The 25046-nt window shown below is 72.7% G+C and carries 23 protein-coding genes; 6 read left to right on the top strand and 17 right to left on the bottom strand.

Features of this window, described 5'->3' with window-relative positions:
* Positions 1–92 precede the first annotated feature (92 nt).
* Positions 93–617: an ATP-binding protein gene (locus ABS735_RS10265; RefSeq protein ID WP_373906400.1), complete on the bottom strand. Its 525-nt coding sequence runs from the start codon at positions 615–617 to the stop codon at positions 93–95.
* A gap of 63 nt (positions 618–680) precedes the next feature.
* Positions 681–3155, bottom strand: coding sequence for an alpha-L-arabinofuranosidase C-terminal domain-containing protein (locus ABS735_RS10260; RefSeq protein ID WP_373906401.1), 2475 nt, complete (start codon positions 3153–3155; stop codon positions 681–683).
* A 151-nt stretch (positions 3156–3306) separates the two neighbouring features.
* On the opposite strand from ABS735_RS10260, the gene ABS735_RS10255 reads away from it, so the two are divergent.
* Entirely contained in the window at positions 3307–3759 is a 453-nt protein-coding gene (locus tag ABS735_RS10255) for a DUF6314 family protein (protein ID WP_373906402.1), read from the top strand.
* On the opposite strand, the gene ABS735_RS10250 is transcribed toward ABS735_RS10255, so the two are convergent.
* Together ABS735_RS10250 and ABS735_RS10245 are read right to left on the bottom strand one after the other, a co-directional pair.
* A complete protein-coding gene (locus ABS735_RS10250) occupies positions 3722–4342 on the bottom strand; it encodes a histidine phosphatase family protein (RefSeq protein WP_373906403.1) in 621 nt (206 codons plus the stop codon). The genes ABS735_RS10255 and ABS735_RS10250 overlap by 38 nt on opposite strands.
* Before the next feature lie 145 nt (positions 4343–4487).
* A complete protein-coding gene (locus tag ABS735_RS10245; RefSeq protein ID WP_373906404.1) occupies positions 4488–5927 on the bottom strand; it encodes an aminotransferase-like domain-containing protein in 1440 nt (479 codons plus the stop codon).
* Between ABS735_RS10245 and ABS735_RS10240 the strand changes: the two genes are divergently transcribed.
* Both ABS735_RS10240 and ABS735_RS10235 read left to right on the top strand, forming a co-directional pair.
* Complete coding sequence (locus tag ABS735_RS10240; RefSeq protein ID WP_373906405.1) at positions 5926–6888, top strand: DMT family transporter; 963 nt, start codon at positions 5926–5928, stop codon at positions 6886–6888. The two genes, ABS735_RS10245 and ABS735_RS10240, sit on opposite strands and share 2 nt — an antisense overlap.
* 50 nt (positions 6889–6938) lie before the next feature.
* Positions 6939–7133 (top strand): DUF1918 domain-containing protein, encoded by a 195-nt coding sequence (locus tag ABS735_RS10235; protein WP_373906406.1) that lies wholly within the window; start codon positions 6939–6941, stop codon positions 7131–7133.
* Between the two features lie 30 nt (positions 7134–7163).
* Here ABS735_RS10235 and ABS735_RS10230 read toward each other — a convergent pair whose 3' ends face one another.
* Positions 7164–8405, bottom strand: coding sequence for a glycoside hydrolase family 10-like protein (locus ABS735_RS10230; RefSeq protein WP_373906407.1), 1242 nt, complete (start codon positions 8403–8405; stop codon positions 7164–7166).
* Positions 8406–8542: 137 nt separating this feature from the next.
* Here ABS735_RS10230 and ABS735_RS10225 point away from each other — a divergent pair, with 137 nt between their 5' ends.
* On the top strand, positions 8543–9454 hold the full coding sequence (locus ABS735_RS10225; protein ID WP_127896392.1) for a 3-hydroxybutyryl-CoA dehydrogenase: 912 nt from the start codon (positions 8543–8545) through the stop codon (positions 9452–9454).
* Here the strand turns inward: ABS735_RS10225 and ABS735_RS10220 are convergent.
* The 9 genes from ABS735_RS10220 to infC form a co-directional block, all read right to left on the bottom strand.
* On the bottom strand, positions 9445–10014 hold the full coding sequence (locus ABS735_RS10220; protein WP_373906408.1) for an NUDIX hydrolase: 570 nt from the start codon (positions 10012–10014) through the stop codon (positions 9445–9447). The genes ABS735_RS10225 and ABS735_RS10220 overlap by 10 nt on opposite strands.
* A 119-nt stretch (positions 10015–10133) precedes the next feature.
* On the bottom strand, positions 10134–11474 hold the full coding sequence (locus ABS735_RS10215; RefSeq protein ID WP_373906409.1) for an NsdA family TPR-like regulatory protein: 1341 nt from the start codon (positions 11472–11474) through the stop codon (positions 10134–10136).
* Between the two features lie 376 nt (positions 11475–11850).
* Positions 11851–14373 carry a phenylalanine--tRNA ligase subunit beta gene (gene pheT / locus ABS735_RS10210; RefSeq protein ID WP_373906410.1) on the bottom strand — a complete coding sequence of 841 codons (2523 nt, stop codon included), beginning with the start codon at positions 14371–14373 and terminating at the stop codon, positions 11851–11853.
* Positions 14373–15494: a phenylalanine--tRNA ligase subunit alpha gene (gene pheS / locus ABS735_RS10205; protein ID WP_373906411.1), complete on the bottom strand. Its 1122-nt coding sequence runs from the start codon at positions 15492–15494 to the stop codon at positions 14373–14375. The genes pheT and pheS overlap by 1 nt, the downstream gene beginning before the upstream one ends.
* Positions 15495–15664: 170 nt before the next feature.
* Entirely contained in the window at positions 15665–16804 is a 1140-nt protein-coding gene (locus ABS735_RS10200) for a sensor histidine kinase (RefSeq protein WP_373906412.1), read from the bottom strand.
* A 50-nt stretch (positions 16805–16854) separates the two neighbouring features.
* Positions 16855–17700 carry a TrmH family RNA methyltransferase gene (locus tag ABS735_RS10195; protein WP_373906413.1) on the bottom strand — a complete coding sequence of 282 codons (846 nt, stop codon included), beginning with the start codon at positions 17698–17700 and terminating at the stop codon, positions 16855–16857.
* A 159-nt stretch (positions 17701–17859) separates the two neighbouring features.
* Positions 17860–18243 carry a 50S ribosomal protein L20 gene (gene rplT, locus ABS735_RS10190; protein WP_003977226.1) on the bottom strand — a complete coding sequence of 128 codons (384 nt, stop codon included), beginning with the start codon at positions 18241–18243 and terminating at the stop codon, positions 17860–17862.
* A 96-nt stretch (positions 18244–18339) separates the two neighbouring features.
* Positions 18340–18534, bottom strand: a complete 195-nt coding sequence (rpmI, locus tag ABS735_RS10185) for a 50S ribosomal protein L35 (protein ID WP_003977225.1) — start codon at positions 18532–18534, stop codon at positions 18340–18342.
* Between the two features lie 113 nt (positions 18535–18647).
* A complete protein-coding gene (gene infC, locus ABS735_RS10180; RefSeq protein WP_373906575.1) occupies positions 18648–19316 on the bottom strand; it encodes a translation initiation factor IF-3 in 669 nt (222 codons plus the stop codon).
* Positions 19317–19700: 384 nt separating this feature from the next.
* Between infC and ABS735_RS10175 the strand changes: the two genes are divergently transcribed.
* Positions 19701–20057: a DUF1844 domain-containing protein gene (locus tag ABS735_RS10175; protein WP_373906414.1), complete on the top strand. Its 357-nt coding sequence runs from the start codon at positions 19701–19703 to the stop codon at positions 20055–20057.
* A 21-nt stretch (positions 20058–20078) separates the two neighbouring features.
* Here ABS735_RS10175 and ABS735_RS10170 read toward each other — a convergent pair whose 3' ends face one another.
* A complete protein-coding gene (locus tag ABS735_RS10170; protein ID WP_373906415.1) occupies positions 20079–20810 on the bottom strand; it encodes an SseB family protein in 732 nt (243 codons plus the stop codon).
* Between the two features lie 119 nt (positions 20811–20929).
* Here ABS735_RS10170 and ABS735_RS10165 point away from each other — a divergent pair, with 119 nt between their 5' ends.
* Complete coding sequence (locus tag ABS735_RS10165; RefSeq protein WP_373906416.1) at positions 20930–21907, top strand: serine hydrolase; 978 nt, start codon at positions 20930–20932, stop codon at positions 21905–21907.
* Positions 21908–21953: 46 nt separating this feature from the next.
* Here ABS735_RS10165 and mycP read toward each other — a convergent pair whose 3' ends face one another.
* Together mycP and ABS735_RS10155 are read right to left on the bottom strand one after the other, a co-directional pair.
* On the bottom strand, positions 21954–23135 hold the full coding sequence (gene mycP, locus ABS735_RS10160) for a type VII secretion-associated serine protease mycosin (RefSeq protein ID WP_373906417.1): 1182 nt from the start codon (positions 23133–23135) through the stop codon (positions 21954–21956).
* Positions 23132–24811 (bottom strand): hypothetical protein, encoded by a 1680-nt coding sequence (locus tag ABS735_RS10155; protein WP_373906418.1) that lies wholly within the window; start codon positions 24809–24811, stop codon positions 23132–23134. The genes mycP and ABS735_RS10155 overlap by 4 nt, the downstream gene beginning before the upstream one ends.
* Positions 24812–25046: the final 235 nt, after the last annotated feature.

The following is a 25046-nucleotide window of genomic DNA, read 5'->3' as shown; positions in this document are numbered from 1 at the left end:
GAAAACCCTCCTCCTGGATGGCATGACTATACGTTTCGTTGCACGTTTATGCAATCCAGTGAATACTCACCCACCGCCGGGCCGTCGAAACCTCAGCCCTTGACGGCCTCCGCGATCCGCAGCGCGGCCTCGGCCGGCGTGAGGTGCGTGGTGTCGACGACCTCCGCTTCGGCGTGCAGCCAGGTGCGGGCCGCCTCGGCATAGGGCTCGAGGTACCGGAGCCGGAACGACGAGTTCGGCCCCACCACGGTGTCCCCCGCGATGCGCGCGCGGAGCGTGTCCTGATCGGCGTGGAGGACGAAGTGCCGCACGGGAATGCCGTACCCGGCGAGGCCGTCGCCGATCTCCCTCCAGTACTCCTCGACCAGCACCGTCATCGGCATCACCAGGATGCCGCCGGTGTAGTCGAGCACCCGACGGGCGGTCTCGACGACGAGCGGCCGCCACGGGGGCCAGTGCTGGAAGTTGTCCGTCCCGGGCAGTCCCGGCGTGATGTCCATGAGCGTCTCGCCGACCTTCTCGGCGTCGAACACCCGGGAGTCCGGGAGCAGCCGCTGCACGAGCGCACTGGTCGTCGTCTTGCCCGCACCGTGGGTGCCGTTGAGCCATACGATCATGCGCCCCGACGTTAGCCGGACCGGCGACGCCGTGCGGGCTCCGTCGCCGGTCCGGGAGGCGGGTTACCGCTGTCTGATCCGCAGGAAGGTCACCGAGTTCGCCGGGAAGGTGTACGTGAACTCGCTCGCCGCCCCCGAGAAGGCCGACGTCACCGGGGTGACGGGTGTGTCCGTCTCGGTGTTGACCGCGTTCTGGTCCGCGGCCAGCGTGGTGACGCGGGCACGGGACGCGACCTCGGCGCCGCCGAGGTCGACGGCGGTACGGGCGGCCGTGTCCTGGGCGTTGACGACCTTGACGATCAGCTCGCCGGTGCGGTCGTCGCGCGTGACGATCTGGCGGAACGGCTCGGCAGGCTTGTCGTCGGTGAAGCTGCCCCACTCCTCGCCGTCGAGGTAGAGGGTGACCTGCCGGCCCCTGACCTTGACGTCGATGTCGTAGGCGCGGCCCGTCTCGATCGACCCGGCCTTGGACAGGAGCGTCGACTTGCCGCCGTCGGAGGCCTGCTCGACGGCGGACTGGGTGTTGTTCCAGCCGCCCAGGTTCCACCAGTAGTAGTTGCCGGTGTCCTTGACGCCGAAGGCGACGAGGAAGCCTTCCTTGCCGGACTTCTTGGTGGCCTTCACGTGCAGGTCGTAGTCCTGCCAGGCCGGGTCGCCCGCCGTGACCAGGGTGTTCTCGGCGGCCGGGTCCGTCTGGACGTACTGGCCGTCCTGGACGGTCCAGCTGCCGGCGCCCGAGTGGGTCCACTGCGAGGCGTCACCGGAGAAGTCGTCGGACAGGAGCGTCCTGCCGTCGGCCGAGGTCACCTTCACGTCGTCGTACGCCGCACTGGTCGCCCAGGTCGACAGGCCGACGGCGCCGGTGACGGGGCCGCTGACGGCGGGGGTGCCGGTGGCCTTCGAGGGGACGACGCGGTCGCCGGCGTTGTTCATGAACAGCTTCTGGACCTCGTAGTTGGCCGAGCCCCAGGACGCGTGGTTGTTGAACCAGATCATGTCCGGGCTCCACTGCACGTAGTCCTCGTTGGCGAGCAGCGGGGCGTAGGAGGCCAGTTTGACGATGTCGGCGTTGCGCTCCAGACCGGTCATGAACGCGGCCTCGGCGAGGGCGTTCTTCCAGGCGTTGCCCTGGGAGGCGTACTCACCGAGGAAGACCTCGGGGCCGTTCCTGTCGTACGAGTCGTAGCGCTCGTTGTTCTGGAGGAACCACTGCGGGCTGTTGTAGTAGTGCTCGTCGACCATCGCGACACCGGCTTCGCGATTGAGCTGCCAGGCGGTGTCGAAGGTGGCGCCGGAGTCGTCGGGGCCGGAGTTGGAGACGACGGTGATGTCCGGGTACTCCGCCTCGATGGCGGCGCGGAACTGCTCGAAGCGTGCGAAGAACTCCTTCGGGAGGTTCTCCTCGTTGCCGACTTCGAGGTGGGTGAGGTGGAAGGGCTCGGGGTGGCCCATCTCGGCGCGCTTGTTGCCCCACTCGCTGGTGCGGGGGCCGTTGGCGAACTCGATGAGGTCCAGGGTGTCCTGGATGTGCCGCTTCAGCAGCGCGTCGTCGTCGACGGCCTGGTTCTGGCCGCAGCCGGTGACCAGGGCGGGGACGACGGGCAGCGGCATGGCGCCGATGTCCTCGGCGAAGCGGAAATACTCGTAGTAGCCGAGGCCGTAGCTCTGGTTGTAGCCCCAGAAGTTGGCGTTGGTGGCGCGTTCCTCGACCGGGCCGACGGTGTCCTTCCACTGGTAGGAGCGCTTGCGCTGCCAGTCGGAGTCCGCGCTGTAGTCCGCCATGGAGCCGGTGTTGACCAGGCAGCCGCCGGGGAAGCGCAGGAAGCCGGGGTGCAGGGCCTCGATCTTCTCGGCGAGGTCCTTGCGCAGGCCGTTCGGCTGGTGCTTGTAGGTGTCGCGGGGGAAGAGGGACACCATGTCGAGGGCCGCGGGGGCGGTGGTGGCGACGGCGAGGCGGCCGCGGTTGCTGGTGCGGGTCGCGGTGAAGGTGGTGGTGTACTTGCGCCACTTGCCCTTGGCAGCCACCTGGCGCGCCTTCGCGAGCGTACCCGCGGCATCCCGGAGGGTGACGGTGAGGGTGGTGCCGCTCTCCGCGCGGGCCCACACCCAGAAGTCGTACTTCTCGCCCTTCTCGACGCGGATGCCGGTGTTGTAGCCCGCGTTGGTGACGGTGGAACCGGCGGCCAGGGAGAGGTAGTTGCGGTTGCGGTCGTTCAGCCGCCCGTCGTCGTCGACGACCTCGGCCGTGCCGTCGGCCGTCCACGCGGTGAGCGGCGTGTACGAGGCGTTGTCGGCGGTGGAGTACTCGAAGGACCGGTTCTGCACGAGCTCGGCGTACAGGCCACCGTCGGCGGCGCGGTTGATGTCCTCGTAGAAGACGCCGTACATCGAGTCGTCGATCGCGGGGCCGTGGGCGGACGGGTCGACGGTGATCGTGTAGTCGGCGACGGCCTCCGCGTGTGCCGGGGACGGCAGCAGGGCCGAGGCCGTCAGGAGGGCGGTGACGCTGAGACCGAGTCTCCAGCGGGTGCGTGACATGGATACTCCGCGGCTCTCACTAGGTAGCGGTTCTAGCTGTTCGAGATGTCGGACATTGGTCAGCACTTCGAACGGCAAGATAGGGAGGGTGTCTGGGCGCGTCAATGGGTCGCGCGGCAACGAGTGGGCCGGAGCGGGAAAGCGAGTGGAAATGGGCGAGTTGTGGCCGGTGCCCGACGTACTGGCGTACCTCGCCGGGCGGTGGCGCACCGAACGGTCGGTGCGGGATCTGGCGAGCGGCCTGGAGGGCCGGTTCGAGGGGGTCACGTCCTTCGACCCGCTCGACGGCGGCGGGCTGGTCGGCCGGGAGTCGGGCGCCTTCACCTGGCAGGGCGTGGCCCGGCCCGCCGAGCGGACGCTGCGCTACGAACCGGGGGGTGAGCCGGGCCGCGCGGACGTGCGCTTCGCGGACGGCCGCCCCTTCCACGGCCTGGACCTGACCTCAGGGCACCATGTGGCCGACCACCCGTGCGCCGCCGACCTCTACCGCGGCGAGTTCACCGTGCGGGGCCCGGACCGCTGGCGGACGGTGTGGCGGGTGGCCGGCCCGGCCAAGGACCTGCTGCTCACAACGGATTACATCCGCGAAACGCCGGGTGTGTAGCGCCCTGGTCCGGCGCGCCCTCGAAGCGGAGGCTCCAGCGGCCCGCGCGGCCCGTCACGGTGGTCGCCGACAGCGGGCGGACGTCCAGGTTCCAGTACGTTCCGGGCGGCGCCTTCAGCGCGTAGACCAGCGCGGCCCGGATCACGGAGGGTTCGGCCACGGCGACGATGCGGTCGCCGTCCTCGCCGGGACGGGTGTCGAGCCAGCCGCCCACGCGGGTGATGAAACCCAGCAGCGACTCCCCACCGTGCGGGGCCGACCGCGGATCGGCGAGCCAGGCGTCCACGGCCGCCGGCTCGCGGGCCATGGCCTCACCGAGCGTCAGGCCGCGCCACCGGCCCATGTCGCAGTCGCGCAGGGCCAGCTGGGACAGCGGCGCGCAGCCGAGGGCGTCACCGGTGGCGCGGCTGCGGGGCGTGGGCGAGCAGTAGCGCAACTCGGCCGCCGCGAGCGGCAGGAGGTCGCCCGCGACGCGCAGCACCTCGTCCCATCCGGCCTGGTCCAGCGGCCGGTCGTCGTCGAAGCGCTCCGCGAGCAGCGGCGAGCTGCGCGCAGCCGCGACGAACGTGACCCGAAGCGCCATGCGGTGATGGTGGAGCGCAAACTTACCCAGGTCAAGGGGTGTTACCTGTGGGTCACCCAGGGTGTGCCCCGGCTCACCGAGTGCTCGCCCGGCTCCGCGCCGCCCTGATGTGCGCCTCCGTCAGCCACCCTGATGTGCGCCTGCGTCAGCCGCCCCACGCCTCCAGGCAGGCGGTGCGCAGCCGGCGTACCCCTTCCGTGATCTCCCCGACGTTCGCGACCGCCGCGAAGCTCAGCCGGAAGTGGGCGGCCGGGGGTTCGGCGCTGAAGTACGGGCGGCCCGGGGTGATCGCGACGCCCGCGCGCAGGGCGGCCGAGGTCAGCGCGGTCTCGTCCATGCCCTCGGGCAGCCGCGGCCACAGGTGGTAGCCGCCGGAGGGGACGTGGGCCAGGGAGATCTCGGGGAGTTGCAGCCTCAGCGCGGAGGTCATCGCGTCCCGGCGGGCCTTCAGCTCGGCCGAGACCGCGCGCAGGTGGCGGGGCCAGGCGGGCGAGCCGACGAGTTCCAGCGCCGCTTCCTGGAGCGGCCGGGGCACGAAGAAGGTGTCGACGACCTGAATGGCCCGCAGGCGTTCCAGCACCGGCCCGCGCGCGGCCAGGGCGCTCACCCGGAAGCTGGGCGAGGTCGCCTTGGTCAGCGAGCAGACGTGGACGACGACGCCGTCCGGGTCGTCGGCGGCGAGCGGGGCGGGCAGCGGGCCGGCGTCCTCGTGCACGAGCCTGCGCACGAAGTCGTCCTCCACGACGAAGGCACCGGCCGCCCGCGCGATGCTCAGCACCTCGCCGCGCCGCTCGGGGGCGAGCACGGCGCCGGTCGGGTTCTGGAACAGGGGCTGGCAGACGAAGACGCGGGCGCCGGTGGCGCGGAAGGCGTCGGCGAGCAGGGCGGGCCGTACGCCGTCGGCGTCCACCGGGACGGGCACCGGGCGCAGTCCGGCCGCCCGCGCGATGGCCAGCATGCCGGGGTAGGTCGGGGACTCGACGAGGACGGGGGTGCCGGGCGGGGCGAGGGCACGCAGGGTGGTGGCCAGCGCGGACTGGCCGCCCGCGGTGATCAGCACCTCGGCCGCCGTGATGGCCCCGCCGATGCCCCGCGCGAACCACTCCCGCAGCTCCGGCAGCCCCTCCATCGGCGGCCGGCCCCAGGCTCCGGGCCGCCGCCCGGCCCGGGCCAGGGCCGCGGCCATGGCCCGCTCCGGCTGCAACGACGGGTGCAGATAGCCGCCGTTGAACTCCACGACACCGGGCGGCGGGGCGGCCAGCGAGACGAGTACGCCGGAGGCGTCCACCGAGCGCGGTACGAGTTCGGCGGCGCCGTCGGCGCTGAGCGCGACCTCCTGCCAGGAGGTGTCCCCGGTGGGTGCGGCCGAAGGGCGCGGCCGGGCACGGAAGGCACCCGCGCCGGGCCGGGTGACGACCAGCCCCTCGGCGGCCAGCTGGGCCAGGGCCCGGGAGACCGTCACCGGGCTCACCCGGAACCGGTCGACGAGGGCCCGGCTGGACGGGAGCTTTCCGCCGGGTGAGTAGCGGTCCAGCTCTCGCCGCAACACGGTCGCCAGGTCAGCGACACTGCTACGCTCTTGCATGAGAGCACAGAGTAGCGCTACCGCGCCGTCCGGGATAGCAGTCGGCGCCTCGAGCGCGGACACCGGCGGCAGGTCCTTCGGCACCGTCGAGGCCGCCCTCGGTGTCGTCGCCTTCTCCCTCACCTTCCCCGCCACCGCCTGGGGCCTGGAGGGCTTCGGCCCCTGGTCCCTGATCGCCGTGCGGAGCATCCTCGCCGCCGTGGTCGCCGGCGCCTGCCTGCTGGCGGTGGGGGTCCCCCCGCGCGAGCGAAGCCGAGCGCGGGGGAGGACGGCGCCGCCCGAGCGGCGGCACTGGCTCGGCCTCGCGGTGGTCGGCGCCGGGGTGGTGCTGGGCTTCCCCCTGCTGACCACGCTCGCGTTGCAGACCTCGACCACCGCGCACGCCGCCGTCGTGGTGGGCCTGCTCCCGCTGACCACCGCGCTGCTGTCGGCCCTGCGCATGGGCACCCGGCCCTCGCGCACTTTCTGGATCGCGGCCCTGGTGGGTGCGGCGGCCGTGATCGCCTTCACGGTGCAGCAGAGCGGCGGCGCGTTGACCTCGGCCGACGCCTATCTCTTCGCGGCCCTGCTGGTGTGCGCGGCCGGCTACACGGAGGGCGGCCGGCTGGCCCGGGTGATGCCGGGCTGGCAGGTCATCGGCTGGGCGCTGGTGCTGTGCCTGCCGCTGACGGTGCCGATGGCGGCGGTGGCGCTGTCGTTCGAGCCGGTGCATCTGACGGCGCACAGTGTGACCGGGCTGCTGTGGGTGGCGATCGGTTCGCAGTTCCTCGGTCTGGTCGTCTGGTACCGGGGCATGGCGGCGATCGGCATCCCGAAGGCCAGCCAGTTGCAGCTGGCCCAGCCGCTGCTCACACTGGTGTGGTCGGTACTTCTCCTGGGCGAGCACCTGACGGTGGCCGCTCCGCTGACGGCCGCGGCCGTACTGGTGTGCATCGCGGTCACCCAGCGGGCCAGGGGTTAGACCTTTCCGGCCCTGCCCTCGGGCCGCACACGGGTGAGGAGGCCTCACGGATGCACGCAACCAAGGGCGACCAGCTGGTCCAGCACGGCCGGGTGGTCGGTGAGCACGACAAGGTCGCGGAGATCGTCGAAGTCATGGGCGAGGAGGGCACTCCCCCGTACCGGGTCCGGTTCGAGGACGGGCACGAAGCCGTGTGCTCGCCCGGCCCCGACTCGGAGATCCGGCACAGGGAGATTCAGCTGTAGTCCGGTGCCCGTGACGCGTACGAGAGCCGTTCAGCGCGGGACGGCGGCCGGCTGCGTGTAGTGGTCGGCGGCCACCCGCGCCATCGCGCCGCCGGAATCCTCGGCGACGTCCTTCGCGGAGAAGTAGACGTGCCCGCGGACCTCGGGGTAGCGCGCGGCCAGCGTGAGGTGGCGGGAGAGTTCGGCCGGGTCCTGCCAGGCGGCGGGCTGGGCCGGGTCCCCGGACTTGTACAGCGCCTCGCCCACGTACAGCTGGGTGCGGCTGCCCTTGGCCACCCCGGCCCACCAGGGCAGCAGCTTGGCGTAGTCGGCGCCGTCCAGGCCGATGTTCCAGTACAGCTGCGGCACGACGTAGTCGATCCAGCCCTCGCGCACCCACTTGCGGGTGTCCGCGTACAGGTCGTCGTACGTCTGCACGCCCGCCCGGGTGTCCGAGCCGCGCTCGTCGGTGCCGGCGTTGCGCCACACGCCGAAGGGGCTGACCCCGAAGCGGGCGGCCGGCCGGACCTTCTTGACCCGCTGTGCGGTCTCGCGCACCAGCCGGTCGATGTTGTCCCGCCGCCAGTCGGCCTTCGTGGCGAAGCCGGTGCCGAAGGTGCTGAAGGTCCCGCCGTCGGCGAAGCTCTGGCCCGCCACCGGATAGGGGTAGAAGTAGTCGTCGAAGTGGACCCCGTCCACCGGGTACTTCGCCACCGCGTCCATCATCGCGTCCTGCACGAAAGCGCGGACCTCGGGCAGCCCGGGGTTGTAGTAGAGCTGCCCGCCGTACGGCACCACCCAGCCGGGGTTCTTGCGTGCGGGGTGGGAGGAGACGAGGCGGGCCGGGTCCTCGTGGGTGGCGACGCGGTACGGGTTGAACCAGGCGTGCAGTTGCAGGCCGCGGGCGTGGGCCTCCTTCACGGCCGTGCCCAGCGGGTCCCAGCCCGGGTCGCGGCCCTGGCTGCCGGACAGGTACTGCGACCACGGCTCGTACGGCGAGGGCCACAGCGCGTCGGCCGCCGGCCGCACCTGGAACATCACCGTGTTGAGGCGGTGCCGTACCGCGTTGTCGAGGTGCTCGATCAGCTCCGCGCGCTGCTCGGCGGCGCGCAGCCCCGCGCGGGTGGGCCAGTCGCGGTTGGCCACGGTGGCCAGCCACATCCCCCGCATCCCGGCGACGGCGCCGCGCGAGGGCGCCGGCTCCGCGAAGGCCGGGGCCGCGGACGCCCCGGGCGCCACCGCGAACGCCGACAACGCCGCCACCGTGAAGGCACGGCGCGAGACACCGCCCATGGGAAGACCTCCTGAACGCTGTGGATCCGCGTGGTCACGGATCGTGTACGGGGCCTCAGCATGCCCGACCCGGGAGACGGATCCGTGACCATTCGGGGGTAACGTGCTCGATCGGAGCAGGCGACGGGGACCCCGGCATGCCTGCTGCCAGCCGTGGAGTCAGCGAAAGGGACGATGTGACCGGCATCTCGGGAGATATCGCACGCGTCGGCGTGGTGGGCTGCGGTCAGATGGGGGCGGGCATCGCCGAGGTGTGCGCCCGCTCGGGTCTGGAGGTGATGGTCGCCGAGACCACCGGCGAGGCCCTGGAGATCGGCCGCACCCGGCTGTACAACTCGCTGGCCAAGGCCGCCGAGCGCGGAAAGATCACCGAGGAGGAGCGGGACGCGACGCAGGCGCGCCTCAGCTTCACCACCGACCTCGGCGAGTTCGCCGACCGTGATCTGGTGATCGAGGCCGTCGTCGAGAACGAGCAGGTCAAGACCGAGATCTTCCAGGTGCTCGATCAGGTCGTGACCCGGCCGGACGCGATCCTGGCCTCCAACACCTCCTCGATCCCGCTGGTGAAGCTGGCGGTCGCCACCTCGCGGCCCGACCACGTCATCGGCATCCACTTCTTCAACCCGGCCCCGGTGCAGCAGCTCGTCGAGCTGATCCCGGCGCTCACCACCTCCGAGGGCACGCTCAGCCGGGCCCAGCTGTTCACCGAGAAGGTGCTGGGCAAGCACGCGATCCGCGCCCAGGACCGCTCCGGCTTCGTGGTCAACGCGCTGCTGATCCCCTACCTGCTCTCCGCGATCCGGATGTTCGAGTCGGGCATCGCCAGCCGCGAGGACATCGACAACGGCATGGAGATGGGCTGCGCCCACCCGATGGGCCCGCTGAAGCTGGCCGACCTGATCGGCCTGGACACGGTCGCCTCGGTGGCGTACTCGATGTACGAGGAGTACAAGGAGCCGCTGTACGCCGCTCCCCCGCTGCTCCAGCGCATGGTCGACGCGGGCCGTCTCGGGCGCAAGAGCGGCTCGGGCTTCTACGCCTACGGCTGATCAGGCGCGACGAGGCCGGGCGGGGTGTCCTGCCCGAGCCTGAGGTGGTGCAGCAGGAGCAGCGCGGCCGCCATGTTGGCGGCCGGGACCTCCCCGCGGGCGACCATGTCCGGTACGAGCTTGAGGGGCACCCACTCCCGGCGGTCCGACTCGAAGTCGTCCACGGGGTGTCCCACGTACGTGCCCTCGTCGGCCCAGTAGATGTGGTGCCGGGCGTCGGTGAGTCCGTTGGACGGCTCCACGCTCATCAGGTGGTGCAGCGGTCCGGGCCGCCAGCCGGTCTCCTCCTCCAGTTCTCTGGCCGCCGCCACCGCGACGTCCTCGCCGTCCTCGACGACGCCGGCCGCGAGTTCCCAGCCCCAGCTGTCGGTGATGAAACGGTGCCGCCACAGCAGCAGGACCTCGCCCGCCTCGTTCACGACCGTGGCCACGGCGACGGGCCGCATCCGTATCAGGAAGTGGTCGAGATGCCGCCCGTCCGGTAGCGCGACATCGGCGAGATTGACGCTGAACCAGCGATTTGAGTACACATTCTGTTCGCTCTGTTTCGTCCACTGCACGGTTCTGCCACCTTTCTTCGAGTAGGTGGCAATATCGCAGCAGCGGTGTCCGGGCAGCAGGCGTACAGGGGCCGCTCATGGTGCAGTGGCGGGCGCAGGGCCCCGGGCGGACGGATCGCCTACAGCGGTACGCGCAGGGCCCCGTCGATGAGTTCGGCGGCCTCGGCCGTGCCCGCGCAACCGCTGCTCACCAGGTGCTCGCGCACCGCGCGCAGTCTGTCGCGCAGCCGTTGGGACTCCATTCCCCGGGCCTGTTCGGCCATTTGCACGGCGGTGGCCACCGCCTTGTCGGCATGCCCCTGGCGCAGCTCGATCGTGCTGAGCATGGCGAGCCGGTGCACGCGCCCCCGGTCGTGCGCCGGGGTGTCGACGGCGGCGGCCGCGTGCTCCCCGGCCGCCGCGAGTTCGCCGAGGCTCAGCAGCGCCTCCGCCACCTGGACGTTGACCAGGCCGGGCTGGACGTAGCCGGTCTCGTCGGGCTCGTACCCGCGCCGGATGCGCTCGGCGGCCTGTTCGGCCCGGCGGATGCAGGACAGCGCGCTGCTGCCGTCGCCCAGGTGCGCGTACGCCTTGGCCTGCATCGCGTACAGGTCGGAGGCGAGCGCCGGGGTGATGTGCCGGCCGGCGGCGCGCAGCGCGGCCTCGGCGAAGGCGACGGCCTGCCGGTACTCCCGCATGAACAGCGCCTGGTTGACCAGCAGCGCGATGACGTAGGCGCCGAGCCCCCGGTCGCCGCTGGCCTTGGCGAGCCGGAGTGCCTGGTGGAAGTAGCGCTGGGCGAGGCCGTGCGCGTCGGAGTCGTAGGCGCAGATCCCGGCGACGGCCACCAGGCCTCCGGTGGCCCGGTGCAACTGCCGTCCGGTGGCGTCGGTGTAGCTGCCGCGCAGCAGCGGCGCGGCCTCGGAGTTGAGGAAGCCGACGATGCGGGCGCGGGTCGCGATGCCGCCGGCCTTGCGGTACATCTGCTCGTAGTGCGTGCGGGCGCAGCGCACCGTCTCCAGGTCGGCGGCGGTCACCCGGTGCCGTCCGCCGCGGGAGACGTCCGTGTCCTCGGGCGGGTTCTCCCACTCCCACACCGGCATCACGGCGGGCGTGCCGGTGAGGGCCGGGGCGCCGAGGACGTGCGGGCGCTGCTGCTGGTCGGAGCGCCACAGGGCGGTGGCGCGCTCCACGAACCCGGACAGCGAGCCGGTGTGCGGGGCGGCGGGTTCGCCGGGCACGCCGAGGCCGATGTCGTCGAGGGTGACGGGCCGGTGCAGCCGGGCCGCGAGGACCTCGCAGATCAGGTCGGGCACCTGACCGCGCGGCCGCTGCCCCTTCAGCCACCGGGCGACGGCGGTGTGCTCGTACCTCAGTGCGAGCCCGCGCGCCCGTCCCGCCTGGTTGACGTGCGCGGCCAGTCCCGCGTGCGAGATCCCGGCCTCGTCGAGGATCGCGTCGAGCAGGGTGTTGGGCTGCATGGTGCCCCCCGGTGAATCGGTGCCGACAGCGTAGTGCGTCGGGCTTCACACGGGGTGTGAACGGAGTGCGCGCATCCGCAGCGTGTGCGCGCTGTCGCGGAGAGTTCCGGGCCGGTTGACTGAAGGGCCTCGAAAGAGGCCGGCCGGGCCGCCGGCTCCCCCTCGTACAGTGCGGCGGCCCGCATCCACGCCGTCCGCCCGGCTGCCTGCCCGACACTCCGTGGCGGGGCGGACGGCTCCGCCGGCTTCGCGGTGCGACCGATCCGCCGTTCAGCCCCTTCAGGGACGTTGCGCTGACGCCGTTAAGGGGCGCGGGGAACTGCGCGTCCAGCCGCCGACCGGCACAGACCCCACGCCCCTTGGGCGAACCGAACCGCTAACTACGCAGCACCGCTCCCACCCGCTCGCCCGCGAGGGCAACCGCGGCATCGCGGGCAGCGGACGCCTCGTCGACCGTCAGCGTCCGGTCCCCCGCACGGAAGCGCAGCGCGTACGCCAGGGACTTGCGCCCCTCACCGAGCTGCTCGGCGTTGTCGTAGACGTCGAACAGCCGGATGGACTCGAGGAGTTCACCCGCGCCCTCGCGCAGCGCCGCCTCGACGTCCGCAGCCGGGACGAACGCGTCGACCACCAGGGCGACATCCTGCGTGGCGACCGGGAACGTGGAGATGCCCGGCGCCTGCGGAGTGTCGTCGCCGACCCGCTCCACGGCGTCGAGGTCCAGCTCCATCGCGCAGGTGCGCGCGGGCAGACCCAGCGTCTTCAGGACCCGCGGGTGCAGTTCACCCGCGTGCCCGATCACGCGCTCCTCGCCGTCCACGGTGACCGTCAGCTCGGCGCAGCGGCCCGGGTGCCAGGGACCGTACTGGCCCTTGCGGACGCCCAGTTCGGCGCCGGCCTCGCGGGCGACGGTCCGGGCGGACTCGACCGCGTCGGCCCAGTCGGCCGGGCGTCCCTTGCCCCACCAGCCGGCCTGCTCGCGGGCGCCGGTCAGGACCACGGCGACGTGCCGGGGCTGGTCGGGCAGCGCGGCGTCCAGCGCGGCGAGGTCGTCCTCGCTGGGGCGCCGGTCGACGGGCAGGTCGGCGGCGACGCGCTGCTCGTCGCGCGGGTGGAAGACCAGGCCGGTCTCGAAGAGCGCCAGGTCGTGCGCGCCCCGGCCGTCGTTGCGGCGCAGTGCCCCGAGCAGGCCCGGCAGCAGCGAGGTCCGCAGCGCGGGCTCCTCGTCGCTGAGCGGGTTGACCAGCTTGACGACGCGGCGGGCCGGGTCGTCGGCGTCGAGACCGAGCTGGTCGAAGACCTGCTCGCCGACGAACGGGTAGTTGAGCGCCTCGACGTAACCGGCACCGGCCAGGGCCCGGCCGACGCGGCGGTGCAGCCGCTGACGGGAGGTGAGGCCGCGGCCCGCCGGGGGCCTGGGCAGCGTGGAGGGCAGGTTCTCGTAGCCCTCCAGGCGGATGACCTCTTCGGCCAGGTCGTTCGGGTCGGTGAGGTCGGGCCGCCAGGACGGGACGGTGACGATCAGCTCGTCCTGCCCGTACACGTCGCAGCCGACCTCCTGCAGGCGGCGTACGACGGTCTCGCGGCCGTACTCCACACCCGCGACCTTGTCCGGGTGGTCGGCCGCCACGGTGATCGTGTGCGGCACCGGCGGGGCGCTGATCTCGGTGACCCCGGCCTCGGCGGTGCCGCCCGCGAGCAGCACCAGCAGGTCGACGGTGCGCTGCGCGGCGGCGGCCGCGGCCTGCGGGTCGACGCCGCGCTCGAAGCGGCGGGACGCCTCGGAGGAGAGCTTGTGCCGGCGGGCGGTGCGCGCGATGGCGACCTGGTCGAAGTGGGCGGCCTCGATGACCACGTCACTCGTCGCGTTCCCACCGTTCTCGGCGGCGTCGTGGTCCGCGATCTCCGTGTTGGCGCCGCCCATGACGCCCGCGAGGCCGATGGGGCCGCGCTCGTCGGTGATGACCAGATCCTCGGCGTGCAGCTTCCGCTCGGTGCCGTCGAGGGTGACGATCTTCTCGCCCTCCCCGGCCCGGCGCACGCCGATGGTGCCCTGGACCAGTCCGCGGTCGTAGGCGTGCAGGGGCTGGCCCAGCTCCATCATCACGTAGTTGGTGACGTCGACGGCGAGCGAGATCGGGCGCATGCCGACCTTCTGGAGCCGCCGCTGGAGCCAGATCGGGGAGCGCGCCTCGGCGCTGAGGCCGGTCACCGTGCGGGCGGTGAAGCGGTCGCAGCCGGTGGGGTCGGCGATCTTCACCGGGTAGCCGTAGGCGTTCGGCGCGGGCACGTCGAGCAGGGCCGGGTCGCGCAGCGGCAGGCCGTAGGCGATGGCGGCCTCGCGGGCGACGCCGCGGATGGACAGGCAGTCGCCGCGGTTGGCGGTGACGGCGATGTCCAGCACCTCGTCGACCAGTTCGAGCAGCTCGATGGCGTCCTTGCCGACCTCGGTCTCCGGCGGCAGCACGATGATGCCGTGGGTGCCGTCGTCGCCCATGCCCAGCTCGTCGCTGGAGCAGATCATGCCGTGGGACGTCTTGCCGTAGGTCTTGCGGGCGCTGATCGAGAAGCCGCCGGGCAGGGTGGCGCCGGGGAGGACCACGACGACCTTGTCGCCGACCGCGAAGTTCCGGGCGCCGCAGACGATCTCCTGGGGCTCGCCGGTGCCGTTGGCCCGGCCGACGTCGACGGTGCAGAAGCGGATCGGCTTCTTGAAGCCCTCCAGCTCCTCGATGGTCAGCACCTGGCCGACGACGAGGGGGCCCTTGAGGTCGGCGCCCAGGTGCTCGACGGTCTCGACCTCCAGGCCGGCCGAAATCAGCTTGGCCTGCACGTCGCGGCCGGTCTCGGTGGCCGGCAGGTCGACGTACTCCCGCAGCCAAGAAAGCGGGACCCGCATCAGATCTCCATCCCGAACGGCCGGGTGAACCGGACGTCACCCTCGACCATGTCTCGCATGTCCTCGACGTTGTGGCGGAACATCAGCATCCGCTCGATGCCGAACCCGAAGGCGAAGCCGCTGTACTTCTCGGGGTCGACGCCGCAGGCGGTGAGCACCCGCGGATTGACCATGCCGCAGCCGCCCAGCTCGATCCAGCCCTCGCTGGAGCAGGTGCGGCAGGGCCGGTCGGGGTTGCCGACGGACGCGCCCTTGCAGACGTAGCAGAGCATGTCCATCTCGGCGGACGGCTCGGTGAAGGGGAAGAAGTTGGGCCGCAGCCGGGTCTTCATCTCCGCGCCGAACAGCGACTGGACCATGTGGTCCAGGGTGCCCTTGAGGTCCGCCATGGTCAGGCCCTCGTCGATGGCGAGCAGCTCGACCTGGTGGAAGACGGGGGTGTGCGTGGCGTCCAGCTCGTCGGTGCGGTACACCCGGCCGGGGCAGATCACGTAGACCGGCAGCTCGCGCTCAAGCGCGGAGCGGATCTGCACGGGCGAGGTGTGGGTGCGCAGCACGACGCCGGACTCGGTGCCGCCGTCCGGGCCCTGGACGAAGAAGGTGTCCGCCTCGCCGCGGGCCGGGTGGTCCGGGCCGATGTTGAGGGCGTCGAAGTTGAACCACTCGGCCTCGGCCTCGGGGCCCTCGGCGACCTCGTAGCCCATGGCGACGAAGATGTCCTCGATGCGCTCGGACAGTGTGGTGAGCGGGTGGCGGGCGCCGGCCGGCACGCGGTCGTAGGGCAGCGTGACGTCCACGGCCTCCTCGACCAGGACGCGCGCGTCGCGCTCGGCCTCCAGCTCCTCCTGGCGGGCGGCCAGCGCCTTGTTCACGGCGCCGCGGGCCATGCCGACGCGCTTGCCGGCCTCGGCCTTGGCCTGTGGGGGCAGGGCGCCGATCTCGCGGTTGGCCAGCGCCAGCGGGGAGGTGCCGCCGGTGTGGGCGACCTTGGCCTCCTGGAGCGCGTCGAGGGAGTCCGCGGCGGCGAAGGCGGCGAGCGCCTCGTCCCGCATGCGCTCGATCTCTTCCGGTTTCAACGCCTCGACCTCGACAGGGTCGTACGACTTATTCGGTGCCGACATCTCTTCCCGTGCTTCCGATTGGCTGGCTGGGACGCCCCGTCTACGGTCCGGAGACGGGGCTGGGACGCTTCGTCTGCGGATCTGGACGCAAAGGTGCCAAAGACCGAGTCTAACGGGGCTGTGGAACGCTGATTACGCCCGTGGGGGTCGTCGGCCGCCTCGGTTGGTTCTCAGGTGAGGTACGCCGGTGCCGCCACGGGCAACGTAAATCGGAACTCGGCGCCGCCGCCGGGGGCGCGGCCGACCGTGATGGTGCCGCCGTGGGCCTCGACGATGCCCTTGACGATGTACAGCCCGAGGCCGGTGCCACCGCGCTTGCTGCCCCGCCAGAAGCGGGTGAAGACGCGGTTCATGGACTCCTCCGGGATGCCTGCCCCCTCGTCGCTCACCGTGACCGACGTGCCGGTGTCCTCCCCTTCGCGGGGGGACGCCGTGGGCGTGACGTCAATGGTGACGGTTCCCTCGCCGTGCCGCACGGCATTTTCCAGCAGGTTGCTGAGCACCTGGTCGACCTTGTCGGGGTCGGCCCACAGGTCGGGCAGCGGCTGGGCGAGCCGGAGCAGGAACCGGTCGGCCTCCTGACCCGCGGCGACGTACGCCTGGATGTGCCGGCCGACGGCGGCGCCGATGTCGACGGGCTGGCGGCGCACCTCGAGGCGGCCCGAGTCGATCCGGGAGATGTCGAGCAGCTCGGCGATGAGCCGGGTGACGCGGTCGGCGTCGGCGTCGACGGTCTCCAGCATCAGCCGCTTCTGGTCGTCGGTGAACCTCTCCCACTTGGCCAGCAGCGTGGCCGTGAAGCCCTTGACGGAGGTGAGGGGGGAGCGCAGTTCGTGGGCGACGGTGGCGATCAGCTCGGCGTGGCTGCGCTCGGTGCGGCGGCGGGCCTCGGTGTCGCGCAGGGTGACGACGACGCGGTGGACGGGGCCGAGGCGCCGGGTGCGGACGTAGCGGGCGGCGACGAGGACCTCACGGCCGCCGGGGAGCAGCAGGTTGCGCTCGGGCTGGCTGACGCGGATGGCGAGGCCGCCGTAGGGGTCGGTGAGCTGCCACCAGCGCCGGCCCTCCAGGTCCTCCAGGGGCAGCGCGCTCTCCAGGCGCTGTCCGAGGGCTTCGGCGGCGGGGGTCGCGGTGATGCGGACGGCGGCCGCGTTGAAGCAGATGACGCGGCCGTGCTCGTCCGCGACGACCAGCCCGTCGGGCAGCTGGTCCGGGTCGACGCCGAGGTCGGCGAGATCGCCGGGCGTGCGGGGCGCGGGCGGGCGCGGCGCTCCCCGTGCTCCCGGTGCGCTGCTCGTGCCGACGCTCATCCCCGTACCCCACCTCTCAACCGCGCAGGGGCCCTGAGCTGGTCACCCTACTAGCTCGCGGTGACGGAGCGGCACCCTCCGGCGGCACGCTGTGCACGCGCCGACGCGTAGAGACATACGGCGGCGGCGGTCGCGAGGTTCAGACTCTCCGCCTTCCCGTGGATCGGGACGCGCAGGACGGCGTCGGTGAGGGCACGGGTCTCCTCCGGGAGCCCCCAGGCCTCGTTGCCGAACACCCAGGCCGTGGGCCCGCCCATGGTGCCGGCGTCCAGCTCGGCGTCGAGGTCGTGCTCGCCCGCGCCGTCGGCGGCCAGCACCCGCACCCCGGCGTCCCGCAGCCCGTCGACGGCCCGCTCGACGGGTACGCCGACGGCGACCGGCAGGTGGAACAGGGAGCCGACGGAGGCGCGTACGGCCTTGGGGTTGTACAGGTCGACGGAGGCGTCGGTGAGCACGACCGCCTCGGCACCGGCGGCGTCGGCGCAGCGCAGCACGGTCCCGGCGTTGCCGGGGTCCCGGACGTGCGCGAGGACGGCGACGAGCTTGGGGCGGGCGGCGAGGATCTCGTCGAACGGCGTGTCCAGGAACCGGCAGACCCCGACCAGCCCCTGCGGGGTGACGGTGGTGGAGATGTCCTCGATCACCGAGTCGGCGGCCAGGTGAACGCGGGCACCCACCTCACGAGCGGCACCGACGATGTCGGCGTACCGCTCGGCGGCCTCGACGGTGGCGAACAGCTCGACCAGCGTGTCCCCGTACGCGGCGGCTTCCCGCACGGCCTGCGGCCCCTCGGCCAGAAACAGCCGCTCCTTCCCCCGGAAGTTCCGCTTACCGAGCCGCCGAGCGGCGAGGACACGGGGGGACCGGGGAGAGATCAGCTCAGGAGCGGCAACCATGCAACGTACCTTCGGGGAAGTGACCTAGGGGCGCGGGGAACTGCGCGACCAGCCACGACGGGCCCGCACGCGCGATACGACAGAAGACGGCAGACGCAAGCGGACCCGCAGAGATCCTGCGGGTCCGCACAGTCGCGTCGGCCTAGAGCCAGCGCAGCGTCACGCCGCCTTCGGCGCGTTGACGTCGCTCGGCAGCGCCTTCTGGGCGACCTCGACGAGCGCGGCGAACGCGTTCGGGTCGTTGACGGCCAGCTCGGCGAGGATCTTGCGGTCGACCTCGACGTTGGCGGCCTTCAGGCCCTGGATGAAGCGGTTGTACGTGATGCCGTTGGCGCGGGCAGCGGCGTTGATGCGCTGGATCCACAGCTGGCGGAAGTCACCCTTGCGCTTCTTGCGGTCGTTGTAGTTGTAGACCAGCGAGTGGGTGACCTGCTCCTTGGCCTTGCGGTACAGGCGCGAACGCTGACCGCGGTAGCCGGAGGCCTGCTCGAGGATCGCCCGGCGCTTCTTGTGGGCGTTGACTGCCCGCTTGACGCGTGCCACTTTTAACTCCTTGTAGCGGGGCCGCGGTGATCCTCACGCGGCCCGGTATCGATTGGGTCCCGGTCCTGCCGTACGGCGCTCAGTGGCGCCCGTACGTCACTTGCCGAGAAGCTTCTTGATCTTCGCGGCGTCGCCCGGGGCCATCTCGGCGTTGCCGGTGAGGCGACGCGTCACGCGGGACGACTTGTGCTCGAGCAGGTGGCGCTTGCCGGCGCGCTCACGGAGCACCTTGCCGGAGCCGGTGATCTTGAAGCGCTTGCTGGCACCGCTGTGCGACTTGTTCTTCGGCATAGCGCCGTTCTCTCCTCGTCGGTGGCGCTCCGGTGCCCGGTCGTGAAACCGGGCACGGTGGGAGCGTCGCTCTTGTATCGGTTTGTGTCCTGGGGACTGGCGGTCCCCCGGGGTCACGCTTCGGCGGGTGCCTCGGTCCGGGCCTCGGCTTCCGCGCCCTCGGTCTCCTCGGCGTCGGCCTCCGCGGCGTTCTGCGACTTGCCGGGGTTCGCCTTCGCGTCCGCCTTGCGCGCTTCCTGCGCCTGGCGGGCCTCGGCCATCGCCTCGGTCTTCTTCTTGTGCGGACCGAGGACCATGATCATGTTCCGGCCGTCCTGCTTCGGGTTCGACTCCACGAAGCCGAGGTCCTGGACGTCCTCCGCGAGACGCTGCAGCAGTCGGTAGCCGAGCTCCGGCCGGGACTGCTCGCGACCACGGAACATGATCGTGATCTTGACCTTGTCGCCCTGCTTGAGGAACCGGACGACGTGACCCTTCTTGGTGTCATAGTCGTGCGGGTCGATCTTCGGCCGGAGCTTCATCTCCTTGATGACCGTGTGCGCCTGGTTCTTGCGCGCCTCACGGGCCTTCATGGCCGACTCGTACTTGAACTTCCCGTAGTCCATGAGCTTGCACACGGGCGGACGGGCGTTCGCCGCGACCTCTACGAGGTCGAGGTCGTACTCCTGCGCAAGCTCCAGGGCCTTGGCAAGCGGGACAATCCCGACCTGCTCGCCGCTGGGACCGACAAGTCGCACCTCGGGAACGCGAATCCGGTCGTTGATGCGGGGCTCGGCGCTGATGGATCCTCCTCGGTAGCACCACGCGGCGGTCTGGCGGACAGCCGCGTTACGTCTGTGTTCGATAGACCTAACCGCGCCGGCGCACAAAAAATGCCCCGGACGATCACAGGCGGGGCTCCTCGAACTGCTACCGGAGCACCGCCGCGATGACCGCGGGGCGCGATTTCGGGCTGGTCACCGCCGCTGGGACGGGACCGCCTGACCGGTGACCCGCCGTCCGGAGGACGGCCAGGTGGGAGTTCGAAGCCTCCACTTGTGGGCCGGATCCGCTGCCGTGGGCGTGCGTGTCCGACCGGTCGTTACACAAGGTTAGCAGCTCGGCAGGGGAAGGGCTAACCGAGTCCGAGTGGGGCCCGCTCCCCCGCTGCGCCTATCGTGTGCGGCATGAGTGAGACCCCTCCTGAGACGCCCGACTTCGACGCCATGACCCGCGACATCGCCGAGGTCCCCGCGGTCGAGGTGATCGTGACGGTCGCCGTCAACCTGATGAGCGCCGCCGCCGTGAAGCTGGGCCTGACCGAGGAGGGGGACGAGCACAAGGACCTGGACGAGGCGCGCAAGCTGGTGCACGCGCTGGCCGGTCTGCTGGACGCGACCGCGACCGAGATCAGCTCGTTCCACGCGGCACCACTGCGCGACGGCCTGAAGTCGCTCCAGCTGGCCTTCCGTGAGGCCTCGCTCGTCCCGGACGAGCCGGGCCAGGGCCCGGGCGAGAAGTACACGGGCGCGGTCTACGGCTGATCGCCGCCCACCCACCCGGAGCTATCCCCGCACGTACAAGGGCTCGCCCGGAGGCGTCGCCCCGGCCGGCAGCAGTGCCAGGTCGAGGCCGCGCACCAGGCGGGCCCTCAGTGTGTCGTCGGCGGCCAGCCGTTCGGCGACCGCGCGGGCGGCCTTCGCCGCGTCGGCGTCCGGGTCCAGGACCAGGGCCAGCGTGCCGTCGGCCCGTCCCGGTCCGAGGTGGGCCCGGAGCACGGCGGGCTCGTCGGTCAGGGCCGCGCGCACGGCCTCGGCCACGGCCGGGTCCGCGAGCGGGTCGGTCGTCGTACGCCCCTCGGCCAGCGCCAGCAGCACCGCTCCGGTCAGCTCGAACGGCACCGGCCCGGCCAGGTCCAGTACGACGGTGTCCGCCTTCTCGTGCGCGGCGGCCTGCAGCGCCTGGTGCACCGGTACGGCGACGGGGCGGGCCGCGGGGTCCCAGCGGGCGAGCGACTCGGTGGACGTGAACGCGGGGAGCGCGGTACGACCCCCGGCCTTCAGGGTCGGTACGGCCATGTCGCTGGTCTTCTCACGGCGCAGCCCGTTCTCGTCCTCCTCCACCTCACCGAGCACGGCGACGACGGGCACCAGCAGCCGGGCGCCCTTGAGCGCCTCGAGGACCGGCGTCACGGCGGTGCGGTCCTCGGCCCAGGCGGCGAGCGCGGTGCTCAGCCGGGGGTCGGCGGAGCCGTCGTCGTCGGAGAAGGCGGAGTCGGGGATGTTCTTGTTCGCCACGGTCCCCGACCCTATCGGGGTGCGCGCAAGGCGCTCCTCACCGGCCTCTCAGAGATCTCTGACCCGGTTTTAACCTCCGCCCCACGGCCCGCACAGCAACCGCCTGAACCATCGCCGCCATGGCATCCTCCAGAACCCGGCGGGCCCGGCGGGCCCGGCGGCGACCTGCCCGGATACGGCCCGCCCTGATCGCGTTCGCCGTCGTCGGCGCGACGGCCACCGGTGCGGTGTACTGGCAGGGCCACGCACGCCCGGGTGGGGGCGGCGCCGTATCGTCGTCGGCCTCGGCACCCTCGGGCGGGGAGGAATCGGTGGAGACGGTCGAGCCGGCCGAGCCGCAGGTGGACGGTGACGCGCGGCTGGCCGCGGCCATGGCGTCGGTGACGGTGGCGGACGGCGCGGAGGTGTCGGTCGCGGTACTGGACCCGGACTCCGGTACGAGCGCCTCGTACGGCACGGGCGCCTTCGACACGGCGAGCATCGTCAAGGTCGACATCCTGGCGGCGTTGCTGCTCCAGGCGCAGGACGCGGGGCGTTCACTGAGCGCGGCCGAGAAGTCGTACGCCGCCGCGATGATCGAGAACAGCGACAACGACTCGGCGTCCGCTCTGTGGCGGGCGATCGGGACGGCCGGCGGACTCGACGCCGCGAACGAGCGCTTCGGCCTGACGGGGACGGAGGGCGGCGACGGCCCGCTGTGGGGCCTGACGCAGACCACCGCGGCCGACCAGATCACACTGCTGCGGCAGGTGTTCGTGGCGGACGGCTCGGCGCTGAGCGAGGCCTCACGGGCGTATGTGCGGGAGCTGATGGAGCGGATCGCCGACGGTCAGCGGTGGGGCGTGTCGGCCGCGGCCGACAGGACCGGCGGAACGGGCGGGACCGGCGGTTCGGTGTGGGCGCTGAAGAACGGCTGGCTGCGACGCAGCACCACCGGGCTGTGGGTCGTCAACAGCATCGGGCGGGTCGAGTCCGGCGGCCACGGCTACCTGGTGGCGGTGGTGTCGCGGGGCAGCGGCACGCAGGCGGAGGGGATCGCGCTGACCGAGACGGCGGCACGCGCGGCGGTGGCCGTGTTCACGGACGACGAGGATTGACGAGGATCAGGGACTGGACGACGGGGCCCAGGGGCCGCGCCGGTGGTCAGAAGCCGTCGGGGCGTTCGCGGCGGCCCCGCCACAGGACCACGGCCGCGACCACCAGGACGCCGCCCGCGCTGCCGGCCAGCGGGGCGGCCCAGGCCGAGGTGTCGTCGTCGGAGTCGGGGGCGTCGGGCCCCGGACCGAAGTACTCGTCGCCGTACGCGGCCGCCTTCAGGCCCTCGGGCTTCAGTCGGCCGGCCGCCTCGATGGCGGCGGCGGGGTCGACGAAGCCGAAGCCGCGGGAGTCGTCGCGGCCCTCGGCCGGGGCGTTGCGGGCGGTGTCCTCCAGGAGGGCCTTGACCTGGGCCGGGGTGAGGCCCGGGTGGGCGGCCTTCACCAGGGCGGCGGCCCCGGAGACGAAGGCGGAGGCGGCACTGGTGCCCCAGCCCTCGTAGTAGCGGTGGTCGGGGTCGGCGATGATCACGTCGACGCCGGGGGCGCTGACCGTGGCGTACCAGCGGCGGGTGGAGAAGGAGGCGCGGGTGCCGTAGCGGTCGACGGCGGTCGCGGCGATCACGCCGGGGTAGGCGGCCGGGTAGGAGATGTGGTCGCCCTTCTCGCCGCCGTTGCCGGCCGAGGCGACGACGATCACGCCCTTCTTCAGGGCGTACTGGATGGCCTCGTCCTCGGCGGGTTCGGGGTGGGCGGAGGCGGAGTCGTCGCCGAGGGAGAGGTTGATGATGTCGGCGCCGTGGTCGGCGGCCCAGCGGATGCCCTCGGCCAGGGCGTTGCCGCGGGTCTTGCGGGCCTTGGCGCGGGAGGGGTCGCCGTCCTCGAGGATCACGCGCAGCGGGAGGATCTTGGCCTCCGGGGCGATGCCCATGACGCCCTCGGCGTTGCCGGTGCCGTGTCCGTGACCGGCGATGATCCCGGCCATGGCGGTACCGTGCCGGGCCCAGGAGCGGTCGCCCTCGCTCGCACCGAAGCCGACCAGGTCCTTGCCGGTGAGGACGTTGCCGGTCAGGTCCGGGTGGTCGGCCTCGACACCGGTGTCCAGGACGGCGACCGTGACGCCCGCGCCCTTGGTGGTGCGCCACGCCTCCTGGGTGTGCATGGCGTCCAGGGCCCACTGCTGGGCGCGGATGCCGTCGGCGTGCGCGGCGGGCGCCGGGACGAGGACGAGGGCGGCGGTGAGGAAGAGGCTCAGGGCCCCGGTCCTGCGGCGGATGTCTGCGGGGGTCACGACGGGTGCTCCGTGGGCGTGCCGACGTATCTGCGCAGGGCGCGTTCGACGCGGTCGGCGAGGCCCTGCGCCTCGTGGCCGAGGCCGGCCTGGGCGGGTGCCGACGTGGCGCCGGACTCGATGGCCTCCTCGGCGGGTTGGGGTTCGTCGACGGTGCGGCCGTCGGCCCAGCCGGAGACGGCGTAGACGACGACGGGGGCGTCGGTGAGGACGGAAACGGTCCACGAGGCCCGCTGGGATGCCCCGAAGCCCTCGGCGACGGTGTCCTTCGCCGCGTACGGCAGTGGCATGAGGTCGGCCCGGCGGCCGAGGCCCTCCTTCTCGAAGCGGCCCGCCAGCGAGGTCATGGCGGCGGCGTCGGCCTTGGTGAAGAGCAGGCCGACGGTGGTGACGTGGCTCCGGGTGGCGTCGGTGTAGGTGGCGCGCAGCAGGCGCGAGCAGCCGACCGGATCGAGCACCTTGGCGAGCAGCCGGTCGAAGGCGCCGGCGCAGGCGCCGTCCGGGGCGACGGCGACCCGCGTCCAGGTGCGGTCGGCTCCGCCGGGCCCTGCGCCTTTGCCCTGGACGGTGGGCGGGAAGAGCTGGTCGACGGGCACGCTGTGCCACATCTCCCCGGCCTCGGTGTACGCACTGCGCGCGCCGTCGTCCCCGGAGTCCCCGGCGAGCCAGCTGCCCGTGACGGCTCCGGTGAGGAGTCCCGTCCCGAGCACGAGGCAGACGGCCGCGGCGACGGCCTGGGCCCGCGGGCGCCCGCCGAGCGGACGCGGGCGGGCCAGTCCGTCGTATCCCTCGGGCTGGCCGAAGGAGACCAGGGGCCGCCCGTCGATCGGGGGTGCCGGGGTGTTCGGCGTGCTCCAGGAAAAGGCGGGGTCGGGGGCGGCGGGGGCCGGTCGTGGCGTGGGGAGTTCTGTTCGGGCCGCCGGTCCGGGTTTCGGGTCGTCTTCCGTGTCCGCCGGGATCGGGCGCAGGCGTGTGGTCGTCTCCGTCGGGGTCTCCGCGGGCGCACCCGGCCGGTACGGCGGCGCCTGCGGCACCCCACTGCCGCGCGGGGCGTCACGGCCGACGGGCGGCGCGGTGTCGGGGAAACGGGCGGAGGCACGGGGTGGCGCGGTGTCGGGGAAACGGGCGGACGCACGGGGCGGCGCGGGCTCGGGGTCGCCGGACCGGGAGTCGCCGAGCCGGAAGCGCGGGTAGGGGGGCCTGGCACCGGAGCCCTCAAAGTCGCCGGAGGCCCCGTCCCGGGCGTCGTCCGAGGGGACGGGCGTGTCCGCGTCGTCCGTACGCTGCGCCGGGGTGGTGGAGGAGGACGCTCCGGTGTGCCCTCGCGGGTCGGGGTGCGTGACCTCCGGGTCGCCGCCGCGCTCCGCCGGCGCCTGTGCAGGGCGGGGCGGGACTCCCGGGTGGGGCGGGACGCCGAGGCGGGGTGGGGTGCCGATGCGGGGCGGGGTGCCCGGACGCGGCGGTGTCTGCGGGCGGGACGGGGCCGCCGGGCGGGCGGAGGCACCGGCACCCGCCGCGGAGTCCGCACCCGGCCCGGGCTCCGGACGGGGCGGCGTCGTCCCAGGACGGGGCGGCGTTCCGGGACGCGGCGGCGTGTCAGGGCGTGCCGGCGTCTCCGGACGGGGTGGGGCCTCGGGGTGCGAGGGGAGGGAGGCGCGGCGCGCTTCCGTGCTCATGCACCCCCCGTTTCCTCGGGCCCGGCCCGCTTCTCCGACACGGGCCGCAGACCGTGGTCCTGACCGTGGTCTCCTGCCCCGGGCCCGGCGCGGAACGATCCGTCCCGGGCACGCATACCCGCTCCAGAGGACCGCCATCCCGGCGCGGGCTCCGGGGCCCTGCCGCCGGGGTCGGGTCCGCCGTGCGTGCGCGTCACTCTACGGCGTGACCCCGCTCGAGGGGGAACCAGTCCAC

It is taken from the genome of Streptomyces sp. MMCC 100, from assembly GCF_041538145.2.
In the GTDB taxonomy this organism is placed as follows: domain Bacteria; phylum Actinomycetota; class Actinomycetes; order Streptomycetales; family Streptomycetaceae; genus Streptomyces.
The sequence above is the reverse complement of the archived record's forward strand: the minus strand, read 5'-3'. Positions and strand labels throughout refer to the sequence as shown.